Below are 11,425 nucleotides of genomic sequence, written 5' to 3'. Positions count from 1 at the left end.
GGTTTTACAATGCGCGCCGAAGCGCAGGCCCATATCGACAAGATCAACGCCGCGCTGGCGCTGCTCCGCCGCTTCCTCGACTGGGATCGCGCGCTGCGCCGGCTCGACGAGCTCAACGCGCGCGTCGAGGATCCGACGCTGTGGAACGACGCCAAGGCCGCGCAGGACGTGATGCGCGAGCGTCGCCGCCTCGACGAGGCGATCGGCGCCACGCGCGCAATCGAGAGCGAGCTTTCGGACACCGCCGAGCTGATCGAAATGGCCGACGCCGAGGGCGACGCGCAGATGGCCGACGAAGGCACCGCCGCGCTCGCAGCTCTCGCCGAGCGCGCCGAGCGCGACAAGGTCATGGCGCTGCTCTCGGGCGAGGCCGACGCCAACGACACCTATATCGAGATCAATGCCGGCGCCGGCGGCACCGAGAGCAACGACTGGGCAGGCATGCTCCAGCGCATGTATACCCGCTGGGCCGAGCGCCGCGGCATGAAGGTCGAGCTGATCGACTTCCACGCCGGCGAGCAGGCCGGCATCAAGTCGGCGACGTTGCTGATCAAGGGCGAGAATGCCTATGGCTATGCCAAGACCGAAAGCGGCGTCCACCGCCTGGTCCGCATCTCGCCTTATGACAGCGCCGCGCGGCGCCACACCAGCTTCTCCAGCGTGTGGGTCTATCCGGTGATCGACGACGACATCAACGTCGAATATAATGAGAGCGACCTGCGCATCGACACCTATCGAGCGTCCGGCGCCGGCGGGCAGCATATCAATACCACCGATTCGGCGGTGCGCATCACCCACATCCCCACCGGCATCGTCGTCCAGTGCCAGAATCAGCGCAGCCAGCACAAGAACAAGGCCGAGGCCTATAACCAGTTGCGCGCGCGCCTCTACGAACGCGAGCTGCAGATCCGCGAGCAGGCCGCGAACGCCGAAAACGCCGCCAAGACCGACATCGGCTGGGGACACCAGATCCGCTCCTACGTTCTCCAGCCCTATCAGATGGTCAAGGACCTGCGCACCGGCGTGACCTCGACCGCGCCGGGCGACGTGCTAGACGGTGCACTCGATCCGTTCATGGCCGCGGCATTGTCGCAGCGCGTCACCGGCGAAACGGTCGAAGTGGAGGATGTCGATTGAGGCCACCCCTCGCCTTGCTGACGGCGTTGCTGATCGTCGCGTGCGACGGCAGCCCCGCCTCGACGGGCGAGAATCGCGTCCAGGCCAAGAATACCGGCTTTCCCGCGGCCGATCGTCCGGTCGCGACGATCGTCTCGGCGCGATGGTCGACGGAGGAGGCGCGCGATCGCCTGAACGAGGCTGGCCGGGTGATGAACCTGGCCGGAATCAGGCCCGGCATGACCGTCGCCGATATCGGCGCGGGCGAGGGCTATTATACGATCCGGCTCGGCCAGCGGGTAGGCGCCAAGGGGCGCGTCGTCGCCGAGGATATCGTTCCCGACACGATCGAGAAACTGGGCACCCGTGTCGTGCGCGAACGGCTCAACAATGTTAGCGTCCGCCTCGGTCTCCCCGCCGACCCGCGCCTGCCCGAGGGCAGCTTCCACCGCGTGCTGATGGTGCACATGTATCATGAGATCGAGAGCCCCTACGAATTTCTCTGGCGGCTCCGCCCCTCGCTGACCGCCGACGGACAGGTGATCGTCGTCGATGCCAACCGCCCGACCGAGCATCATGGCACTCCGCCCGAATTGCTCGAATGCGAGTTCGCCGCGGTCGGCTATCGCCTCGTATCACGGCGGCCGATGCCCTCGGCGGGCGGCTATCTCGCGATCTTCAGCCCGCAGGGCGAACGCCCCGAGCCCGGCACGATCAAGGCGTGCAAGAGCGGCGCGATCGCCACCCCCGCCGCGCTCCAGCCGGGCGAGGGCTCAGAGCAGCCCTAGGCTGCGAAAGCTGGTGATCCCGCGGGCCGCTATCACGAGATGATCGACCAGCCGCACCTCGATCGCCTCCAGCGCACGGGCGAGCAGCCGAGTCGCCTCGCGATCCGCCGCGCTCGGGGTCGGATCGCCGCTCGGATGGTTGTGCGCCATCACCACCGCGCGCGCGTCGAACGCCAGCGCATCGGCGGCAACCTCGCGAATCGGCAGGACCAGCCGGTCCACCGAGCAGGAGCGCGCATGGCGGATGCCCAGCACCTCCTGCTCCCCCCCAGATATACGAACGCGGCCACTTCGGTCGGCTCGTTCGCCAGCGGAGCGAATAAGGCGCCGGCCGCGGCGGGATCGGCGAGCCGCCGCGGTCTGGGCAAGAGCTCGGTTGGCAGCATGGCAGCAAGGCTGCCATCCCCGCCTCGCGCGCCGAAGCCCATCCCGATCCGATCCGGCGATAAGTCACTCCATTTCGGAGATAGCCCGCGCCCGGCTTGGCGATCGCCCCCGCCCCGGCTAGGCTACCGCGATGCGTCAATATCTCGATCTGATGGCCCGCGCGCTCCACCATGGCGCCGAGACGATGGACCGCACCGGCACCGGCACCCTATCGGTATTCGGCCACCAGATGCGCTTCGATCTGGCCGAGGGTTTCCCCCTGCTCACCACCAAGAAGCTGCACATCCGCTCGATCATCGTCGAATTGCTCTGGTTCCTGCGCGGCGACACCAATGTCCGCTGGCTGCAGGAGAACAATTGCAAGATCTGGGACGAATGGGCCGACGAGAATGGCGAGCTCGGCCCGGTCTACGGCAAGCAATGGCGCGATTGGGAGGCCGCCGACGGCCGCCACATCGATCAGATCGCCGAACTGCTCGAGACGATCCGCACCAACCCGGGATCGCGCCGCCAGATCGTCTCCGCCTGGAACCCCGGCGAACTCCACGCGATGGCGCTCGCACCCTGCCACTGCCTGTTCCAGACGCATGTCGCGAACGGCAAGCTCTCGCTCCAGCTCTACCAGCGCTCGGCCGACATCTTCCTGGGGGTGCCGTTCAACATCGCCAGCTACGCGCTGCTCACCCATCTGCTCGCGCAGCAAGCCGGGCTCGAAGTCGGCGAGTTCATCTGGACGGGCGGCGATTGCCACCTCTACGCGAACCATCTCGACCAGGCCCGCGAGCAATTGGCGCGCGAACCCGGCCCGCTGCCGCGGCTGGAAATCCTCCGCAGGGCGCCGTCGATCGACGCGTACGAGTATGAAGACTTCGCTATCGTGGGGTATGAGGCGCAAGCGCATATCAAGGCGCCGGTGGCGGTCTGAGTTTGGCGCCGATGCGGCTTGGCGTTGGCAAGGAGACCGGCCGCCGCGCGACTAAACAAAGAGGAGCGCATATGAACAACATCCCCCCCATTATCCTAATCCTGTGGGGCAGCGTCGTCGTCGGCATGCTCTTCTATATCGGCAGCAAGCTCCACGATATCGCGAAGTACCTCCGCGAGCGGCGCTGATTTTCCTATAAGCCGCCAGCCTCCACCACATCACTGGGCACCAGCGCCCGCACTTCCTCCATGAACCGCGCCAGCGAGATCGGCTTCGACACATAGGCGTTCGCCCCCGCGCTGCGGATCCGCTCCTCGTCCTCGCGCCCCGCATAGGCCGTCACCGCCATAACCGGAATCGCGCGCAGCCGGGCGTCGAGCTTCATCTCGCGGATCAGGTCGAGCCCGCTGACATGCGGCATCTGGATGTCCATCACGACCAGATCGGGCTGGAAGGCGCGCGCGCGCGAAACCGCGTCGCGGCCGTCGTTCACCGGCTCCACCAAAAAGGCGTGCGCGCGCAGCAAATCGCAGAACAGCTTCAGATTAAGTTCGTTGTCCTCGACAACGAGCACCCTTTTTGCCACGCGCACCACCCTATGACCTTGGACATATTCTAGGCGATGGCGTCGCGCGAGACAAACGCCGAGGCGTTGGCGCTGCAGGCGCTGGTATGGACGCTGGGCGATTCCGCCCGCGCCGCCCGCTTGCTCGACCTCACCGGGCTCGATCCCGCCGGGCTCCGCGACCGCGCCAGCGAGCCGCAATTGCTCGCCGCCACGCTCGGCTTCCTCGAATCCTACGAGCCCGATCTGCTCGCCTGCGCCGACGCGCTCGACGTCAAACCCGCCGCCCTGGTCGCGGCCCGCATTGCCCTGGAGCAAGCATGAAGCCCCTGCTGATCACCGATTGCGACGAAGTATTGCTCCACATGGTCCGCCATTTCGGCGCCTGGGTCGACGAGGCGCATGATATCGACTTCACCCCCAATGGCGGCGATTTCGCCACCTCGATGCGCCGTCGCGCCGACCAGAGCCTCGTCGAGCAGAAGGAGATGTGGGCGCTGCTCGACGGCTTCTTCCCGCACGAGATGGAGCGCCAGACCTTGGTGCCGCATGCCCGCGAGGCGCTCGCGGCACTGGCCGAGCGCGCCGACATCATCGTCCTCACCAATCTGGGCGATCATTGCCGCCCGCACCGCATCGCCCAGCTCGCCACCCACGGCATCGCTCACCGAGTCGAGTGCAACCAGGGCCCCAAGGGCGCGCCGGTCGCGCGGCTGGTCGCGGAAATGGGCGGGCCGGTGACGGTGTTCGTCGACGATCTCGCGGTCCACCACGCGTCGGTCGCCGAACATGCCCCTTCGGTCCACCGCCTCCACATGATCGCCGAGCCCAGCCTCGCGCCGGACGTTCCTCCCGCCCCGCATGCCCACGCCCGCATCGACGATTGGCGCGAGGCGCAGGCCTGGATCGAGGCGCGCTTCGCGCAGGGCTTGACCGCCGACGCGGCGAATGGTTGATCGCCGGCCATGACAGCCGCAATCGACGCGAAACTGGCCGAGCTCGGCCTCACCCTCCCCGAAGCCGCCGCCCCGGTCGCGGCCTATGTCCCGGCGGTCGAGGCCGGCGGGCTGCTCCATATCTCGGGGCAGCTGCCGTTCAAGGACGGCGCGGTCATGACCGGCCGGCTCGGCGAGGATCGCGATCTGGCTTACGGGGTCGAGGCGGCACAGCGCTGCGGGCTGATGCTCGTCGCGCAGATCAGGAAGGCGCTCGACGGCGACCTGTCCCGAGTCGAGCGGATCGTGAAGCTGGGCGTGTTCGTCAATTCGGCAGCCAGCTTCGCCGATCAGCCCAAGGTCGCCAACGGCGCGTCGGAGCTCATGCAGGCGCTGTTCGGCGAGCCCGGCCGCCATGCCCGCAGCGCGGTGGGCGTGCCCGTGCTTCCGCTCAATGCCGCGGTCGAAGTCGACGCGATCGTCGCGATCCGGACCCGGTAACCATGGAAACAATTCTGTTGCGTAACCGCAACACTCCCTGACCATCCCTGCATGGTGCAGCAAATAATGTTGTGCAGCGCAGCGCAATCCGGCAATGTTGTTAGGTCGACAGACAGCTGCGCATGGCCCGGGGGGCGATAGATGCGGTGCCGTCGGCAGCAGGTGGGAACCCTTCGTTTACATAGAAAGGGTATTTCCATGCGCAACGCACTCATCGCCGCCAGCGGGCTGCTGCTCGCCATAGCCACGCCTGCAATGGCACAGGACGAAACCGATCCGCCCTCGGACATCACGGTTTCCGGTAGCGCGACCATCGCCAGCGACTATCGCTTCCGTGGCGTCTCGCAGACCGACAAGGAACTCGCGGTCCAGGCCGGCGTCACCGTCTCGCACGCAAGCGGCCTCTATGCCGGCGTATGGGGCTCGAACCTGTCCGGGTGGGGCACCTTCCTGGGCTGCAATTGCGAGCTCGATCTTTTCGCCGGCTACAAGCTGCCGGTGGCAGAGGGCGTGACGCTCGATGTCGGCGCCACCTGGTACATGTATCCGGGCGGCCTCGACGAGACCGATTTCGTCGAGCCTTATGTCAAGCTGTCGGGCACGCTTGGGCCGGCTGCGCTGACCGCATCGGTCTTCTACGCGCCGTCGCAGGAAGCCCTGGGCCGCGTCTATTTTACCGGAGCAGCTTCTGCCGCAGGCATCCCCGATGCGCCGGGCGACAAGGAGGATAACCTCTATCTGTCGGGCGACGCGGTGGTGAGCGTTCCCAACTCGCCGATCAGCCTGCGCGCGCATCTCGGCTATTCGGACGGCAATAGCGGCCTTGGCCCGAACGGCACCAGCGTCGCGCCGACCGGCAGCTATCTGGATTGGACCCTCGGCGCCGACCTCACCTACAAGGGGCTCGTGCTCGGCGTTTCCTATATCGATACCGATATCAGCAACGCGGACAGCGCCTATCTGCTGCCCAACTTCCAGAAGACCACCGGCGGCTCGATCGCCGACGGTACGGTCGTGGTGTCGCTCACCGCCGCCTTCTGATCGCACATGCCGGCCCCTCGGGGCCGGCGCGACACAGCAGAAGGGGCGCAGCCGGCCGGCTGCGCCCCTTTTCGTGCTTGAGCCCGCAGGCTTATTGCGGGGTGCTGGTCCGCGCGGCCTGGCCGTCGCCCTCCGGCGCCGCGACGATGTCGCGCGTGGTCTGGCCCTTGTCGACGACGTTGGTGCCGGGGCTGCCCACGGTCGAGCGTGCGCCGGGCTCGGCATTGGTGCGGCCGGCCGCGTCGAGCGTCGCATTCTCCGAGGCACTGCGCGCCTGCGATCCGCCGAACAGCGCGTCGAGCGCCTGGCTCGATGCGGTCGTGTCCTGCGGACGCGGAGCGCCCGGCTGCGGCGGCACCAGCGAGAAATCGGGCGGGATCACCAGCGGCGCCTGGCGCGCGACGGCGAATTCGTCCGGACGGGCGCGGTCGTAGCCGCTCTTGCCGCAGGCGGAGAGCGTAGCGGCGAGCGCGACGCCCGCGGCCAAAGTGATCAGCTTACGCATTGACTTCATTCTCCACAGGAGCAGGCGGCACGGCCTGCGTATCGCGCACGAACAAGGCGCGGATCAACAGGATCACGACGCCGATGGTAATCGCTGCATCGGCCACATTGAAGACCAAAAAGGGGCGCCATGCCCCAAAGTGCAGATCGGCGAAATCGACGACATAGCCAAGGCGCGTGCGATCGAGGATATTGCCCAGCGCGCCGCCGAGCACGAGCCCCAGCGCGACGACATCGGGCGTCTTGCGCTCCTTGAGCATCCACCACAGCACGCCGCCGGCAATCGCGGCCGTCAGCGCGACCAGCGCCCAGCGCATCGCATCTCCCGTCGCGGGCAGCAGCCCCAGCGATACGCCGACATTCTTGACGAAGCGCAGGCCGAAGAAGGGCAGGACCGTCATCGACGCGTCCTGCACGTTCAGCCCCAGCGGGCCGGTCACATAATATTTGGTCCACTGGTCGAGCAGGAACACCAGCACCGCCACCAGCAGCCCGGTCCAACGCATCCTGTTCATCGTCGCGCTCATGCTCCAACCACCTCGGTGCAGCGGTCGCACAGCGCGCCGTCGATCACAACCTCGGGAAGATGCCGCCAGCATCGGCCGCATTTAAGGCGCTGGGTTGGCGTTACCGTGACCGCATCGGCCGGATCGACTTTGGAGACGATGAACAATTCGGCGAGCTCGTCGGCGGCAAGCGGGAGATCGGGCGCGGTGACTTCGGCTTCGAGGCTCGAGCGGACCAGCTTGTCGCGCCGATAGGGCTCGATCGCCTCAGTTACCTGGACGCGCAATGCCCGGATCGCCGACCAATCGGCGTGGCTGGCGGCGCCCTTGGGCAATTCGGGCCATTCGAGCAAGTGCACCGAGCCGTCCTCGCTCGGGAAGCGCGCCTGCCACGCTTCCTCGGCGGTGAAGGCAAGGATCGGCGCGGCATAGCGCACCAGCGCGTGAAACAGGATGTCGAGCACGGTGCGATAGGCGCGGCGCTTGGGGTCGCCGGGGGCGTCGCAATAGAGCGAGTCCTTGCGGATATCGAAGAAGAAGGCCGAGAGGTCTTCGTTGGCAAAATCGGTCAGCGCGCGGCTGTAGCGGTTGAATTCGAAATCACTCGCCGCCGCCATTAGCTCGGCGTCGAGCGTCGCCAGCTTGCTCAATATATAGCGTTCGAGCTCAGGCATCTCGGCGACCGGCAGCTTCTCGCTGTCCTCGAAACCTTCCAAGGCCCCCAGCAGATAACGGAAGGTATTCCGCAGCTTGCGATAGGTATCGCCCGTGCCCGCCAGCACTTCCTTGCCGATCCGGACATCCTCGAAATAATCGGTCTGGGCGACCCACAAACGCAGGATATCCGCGCCGCTCTCGCCGATGATCTTGAGCGGATCGACCACATTGCCGAGCGACTTGGACATCTTCTTGCCCTTGCCGTCGAGCGCGAAGCCGTGAGTCAACACCGCCTTGTAGGGCGCGTGCCCGCGCGTGCCGCACGATTCGAGCAGCGACGACTGGAACCAGCCGCGATGCTGGTCCGAGCCTTCGAGATAGAGATCGGCGCGCACGCCCTCGCCGTACCGCGCTTCCATCACGAAGGCGTGGGTCGAGCCGCTGTCGAACCACACGTCGAGAATGTCGTTGACGACCTCATGGTCTTCGAGGCGGTAGTCGGGGCCGAGCAGGGCCTGATGGTCCGCCTGGAACCAGGCATCCGCCCCGCCGGCGCGAAACGCTTCGAGGATGCGGGCATTCACCGCCGGATCACGCAGATAGTCGCCGGTCGCGCGGTTCACATAGAGCGCGATCGGCACGCCCCACGCCCGCTGGCGCGAGATCACCCAATCGGGGCGCCCCTCGACCATCGAGCGGATCCGGTTGGTGGACCGCTCCGGCACCCAGCGCGTCCGCTCGATCGCATCGAGCGCGAGTTCGCGGAGGGTAGGGGCGTTGCCGCCAGCCGTCATGCCAGCGGAAGCTGGCATCTCATGCGGCTCCTGCGCCGCGCCATCGCCTGAGACCCCAGCGTTCGCTGGGGTGACGGGTTTGGGCGCATCCATCGGAATGAACCACTGCGGCGTAGCCCGGAAAATGATCTTGGCCTTGCTCCGCCAGCTATGCGGATAACTGTGCGAAAAATCGTCCGACGCCGCGAGCAGCGCGCCGACTTCGCGCAAGTCGCTGCAGATCGGCCCGTCGCTGGCGACGAACTTCTTGTTGATGACGCTGCCCTGCCCGCCCAGCCAGGCCCAGTCGGCGCGATACATGCCCGCGCCGTCAACCGCGAACACCGGATCGATGCCGTTGGCCTTACACAGCAGGAAATCGTCCTCGCCATGATCGGGGGCCATATGGACGAGCCCGGTGCCGGCCTCGGTGGTGACGAAGCTCGATCCGTCCAGGAATGGGCGTGGCTTGGCGAAGAACCCGCCGAGCTTGTGCATCGGATGGCGCGCGACAGCGCCAGCGAGGTCAGAACCTTTAAAGCTGCTGAGTGGCGACGGCTGGCCATCATCGTTCGTCACGTGTTCAAGAACGAAGGCGGCACCCTCAATGCCAAGATCAGACAAGTCCACTTTGGCAAGTAGGTCGTTTAGACGCTTTGCCAACGAGGCGACTAGATTCATCGCCACGACAAAACGCGGCCCATTTCTAAACCACGGAAGCTGCTCGCACACGCGGGCCATCGCCTTGCCGGAGACGCCTTCGAAGTCCTGATCGTCGGTACCACCAGCAGTCAGCCAGCAATCGACAAATGCGTACTCGATCTCAGCCCCATAAGCCAAAGCCTGGTTCACCGGAATCGTCCAGGGCGTCGTCGTCCAGATCACCGCATGCGCGCCGACCAGCTCGGGCGCGTTCGGCGCCTCGACGATCTCGAACGCCACGTCGATCTGCGTCGACACGACGTCCTCATATTCGACCTCGGCTTCGGCCAGCGCGGTCTTCTCGACCGGCGACCACATCACCGGCTTGGCGCCACGATAGACCTGGCCGCTCTCGGCGAACTTCAAAAGCTCGCCGACGATCGTCGCCTCGCTCTCGAACTTCATCGTGAGGTACGGATCGTCCCAATCGCCCATGATGCCGAGCCGCTCGAACTGGCCGCGCTGCACCGCCACCCATTTCTCGGCATAGGCCCGGCATTCGGCACGGAAGGCGACGGGATCGACTTCGTCCTTGTTGAGCTTCTTGGCGCGATAGGCCTCCTCGACCTTCCACTCGATCGGCAGCCCGTGGCAGTCCCAGCCGGGGACATAGGGCGCATCCTTGCCGAGCAGGGTCTGCGAGCGCACGACGATGTCCTTGAGGATCTTGTTCATCGCGTGCCCCATGTGAATGTCGCCATTCGCATAAGGGGGGCCGTCATGGAGCAGGAAGCGCTCGCGGCCGGCGCGCTGCTCGCGCAGCTTGGCGTAGAGCCCGATGTTCTCCCAATGCGCGAGGATCGCGGGTTCCTTGGCGGCAAGGCCGGCCTTCATAGGAAAGTCGGTCTTCGGAAGGAAGACGGTGTCGCGCCAGTCGCGCGGGGTTTCTTGAGCGTCGGTCATGGGTGCGCGCCGATTAGCGGAGGGGGGGTGGAAAGTCATCCCTATGTGGGCGCTGGCTTCCGGAAGGAAGAATTAGTTGGCGCGGGCTCCGCGTCAGGCACCAAGCGGCCGCAACGCCGCTTCGACGATCGCCGGGCTGGCCTCTTCCCCCAATTGCGCCATCGTGCACTGGTCGGGCCTCTTGTCCGGCCGCCAGCGCAGGAAACCGGTGCCGTGCCGAAAGCGCCGCCCGGTGACATGGTCGTAGCGCACCTCAGCCACCAATTCGCTCCGCAGCGGCTGCCATTCGGTCGAACGCTCGGTCGCCCAGCGGCTCGGCCCGCCCGGTGCGTCGCCGGTGAACCCCGGCGCCGCCACCAGCGCCTCGAGCTGCGCGGTCAGCGCCGGCCGGTCCACCGCCGCCAGCCCCGAGGTGAAGCCGACATGGTGGAGCAGCCCGGCCTCGTCATACAGCCCCAGCAGCAGCGATCCGACTTCCCGCTTCTTCGCCGAATAGCGAAAGCCGCCGACCACGCAGTCCGCGCTGCGCAGCCGCTTGACCTTGCGCATCGCCCGCACGCCCGGCTGATAGGAATCGTCGAGCCGCTTCGCGATCACCCCGTCCAGCGCCCCGCCCGCCACATCGAGCCAGCGCTGCGCGGTCGCGCGGTCCGCGGTGACGGGGGACAGCCGCAGCGTCTCCGAGCGATACCGCTTGTAAAAGGCCTCTAGCGCCGCGCGCCGCTCGGCCAGCGGGCGATCGGCCAGGCTTTCCTCACCCCACAGGCAATCGAACAGCATCAGCCGCGCCGGCGTCTCGACCGACAATTTGCGGATGCGGCTCTCCGCCGGATGCAGCCGCGCCTGGAGCGAATCGAACGACAGGCTCGGCCCGACCGGAATGAGCAATTCGCCGTCGAGCACCAGCCGCTTCACCGGCAGCGCCGCGATCGCCGCTTCGACTTCGGGAAAATAGCGCGCCAGCGGCTTGCCCGATTTGGAGACGAGTTCGACGGTATCGCCCTGTTTGAAGACCAAGCAGCGAAAGCCGTCCCACTTCGGCTCGAACTGCCAGCCCGGGCCGTCGGGGAGCGAATCGACCGATTTTGCCTCCATCGGCTCCATTGCGCTGTCGCTCATCCC

At 66.5% G+C, this 11,425-nt stretch carries 13 protein-coding genes; 7 read left to right on the top strand and 6 right to left on the bottom strand.

From position 1 onward, the window contains the following. Positions 1–9 precede the first annotated feature (9 nt). Together prfB and OKW87_RS13880 are read left to right on the top strand one after the other, a co-directional pair. Positions 10–1,137: a peptide chain release factor 2 gene (gene prfB / locus OKW87_RS13885; RefSeq protein ID WP_265540367.1), complete on the top strand. Its 1,128-nt coding sequence runs from the start codon at positions 10–12 to the stop codon at positions 1,135–1,137. Continuing rightward, on the top strand, positions 1,134–1,904 hold the full coding sequence (locus OKW87_RS13880; protein WP_265540366.1) for a class I SAM-dependent methyltransferase: 771 nt from the start codon (positions 1,134–1,136) through the stop codon (positions 1,902–1,904). The genes prfB and OKW87_RS13880 overlap by 4 nt, the downstream gene beginning before the upstream one ends. Here the strand turns inward: OKW87_RS13880 and OKW87_RS13875 are convergent. After that, positions 1,890–2,159 (bottom strand): JAB domain-containing protein, encoded by a 270-nt coding sequence (locus OKW87_RS13875; RefSeq protein ID WP_265540365.1) that lies wholly within the window; start codon positions 2,157–2,159, stop codon positions 1,890–1,892. The two genes, OKW87_RS13880 and OKW87_RS13875, sit on opposite strands and share 15 nt — an antisense overlap. A 262-nt stretch (positions 2,160–2,421) precedes the next feature. On the opposite strand from OKW87_RS13875, the gene OKW87_RS13870 reads away from it, so the two are divergent. After that, a complete protein-coding gene (locus tag OKW87_RS13870) occupies positions 2,422–3,216 on the top strand; it encodes a thymidylate synthase (protein WP_265540363.1) in 795 nt (264 codons plus the stop codon). Between the two features lie 193 nt (positions 3,217–3,409). On the opposite strand, the gene OKW87_RS13865 is transcribed toward OKW87_RS13870, so the two are convergent. Next, a complete protein-coding gene (locus tag OKW87_RS13865) occupies positions 3,410–3,802 on the bottom strand; it encodes a response regulator (protein ID WP_265544130.1) in 393 nt (130 codons plus the stop codon). A gap of 36 nt (positions 3,803–3,838) precedes the next feature. On the opposite strand from OKW87_RS13865, the gene OKW87_RS13860 reads away from it, so the two are divergent. From OKW87_RS13860 to OKW87_RS13845, 4 genes are all read left to right on the top strand, one after another. Further along, the gene (locus OKW87_RS13860) at positions 3,839–4,105 is read left to right on the top strand and encodes a DUF3572 family protein (RefSeq protein ID WP_265540362.1); all 267 of its coding nucleotides are present in this window, start codon (positions 3,839–3,841) and stop codon (positions 4,103–4,105) included. Beyond that, entirely contained in the window at positions 4,102–4,737 is a 636-nt protein-coding gene (locus OKW87_RS13855) for an HAD family hydrolase (protein WP_265540360.1), read from the top strand. Before OKW87_RS13860 ends, OKW87_RS13855 begins: the two co-directional genes overlap by 4 nt. Before the next feature lie 9 nt (positions 4,738–4,746). Further along, positions 4,747–5,217, top strand: coding sequence for a RidA family protein (locus OKW87_RS13850; protein WP_265540358.1), 471 nt, complete (start codon positions 4,747–4,749; stop codon positions 5,215–5,217). A 198-nt stretch (positions 5,218–5,415) separates the two neighbouring features. Next, positions 5,416–6,258: a TorF family putative porin gene (locus OKW87_RS13845; protein ID WP_265540357.1), complete on the top strand. Its 843-nt coding sequence runs from the start codon at positions 5,416–5,418 to the stop codon at positions 6,256–6,258. A gap of 91 nt (positions 6,259–6,349) precedes the next feature. Here the strand turns inward: OKW87_RS13845 and OKW87_RS13840 are convergent, their stop codons facing one another. The 4 genes from OKW87_RS13840 to OKW87_RS13825 form a co-directional block, all read right to left on the bottom strand. Then, entirely contained in the window at positions 6,350–6,763 is a 414-nt protein-coding gene (locus tag OKW87_RS13840; RefSeq protein ID WP_265540356.1) for a DUF3035 domain-containing protein, read from the bottom strand. Beyond that, positions 6,756–7,277 (bottom strand): signal peptidase II, encoded by a 522-nt coding sequence (gene lspA, locus OKW87_RS13835; protein ID WP_265540355.1) that lies wholly within the window; start codon positions 7,275–7,277, stop codon positions 6,756–6,758. The genes OKW87_RS13840 and lspA overlap by 8 nt, the downstream gene beginning before the upstream one ends. A gap of 8 nt (positions 7,278–7,285) precedes the next feature. Continuing rightward, entirely contained in the window at positions 7,286–10,303 is a 3,018-nt protein-coding gene (locus tag OKW87_RS13830; protein WP_265540353.1) for an isoleucine--tRNA ligase, read from the bottom strand. Positions 10,304–10,396: 93 nt separating this feature from the next. Continuing rightward, positions 10,397–11,422 carry an ATP-dependent DNA ligase gene (locus tag OKW87_RS13825; RefSeq protein WP_265540351.1) on the bottom strand — a complete coding sequence of 342 codons (1,026 nt, stop codon included), beginning with the start codon at positions 11,420–11,422 and terminating at the stop codon, positions 10,397–10,399. Positions 11,423–11,425 lie beyond the last annotated feature (3 nt).

Origin of the sequence: Sphingomonas sp. M1-B02, from assembly GCF_026167525.1 — a bacterium.
Taxonomy (GTDB): Bacteria; Pseudomonadota; Alphaproteobacteria; order Sphingomonadales; family Sphingomonadaceae; genus Sphingomonas.
The sequence above is the reverse complement of the archived record's forward strand: the minus strand, read 5'-3'. Positions and strand labels throughout refer to the sequence as shown.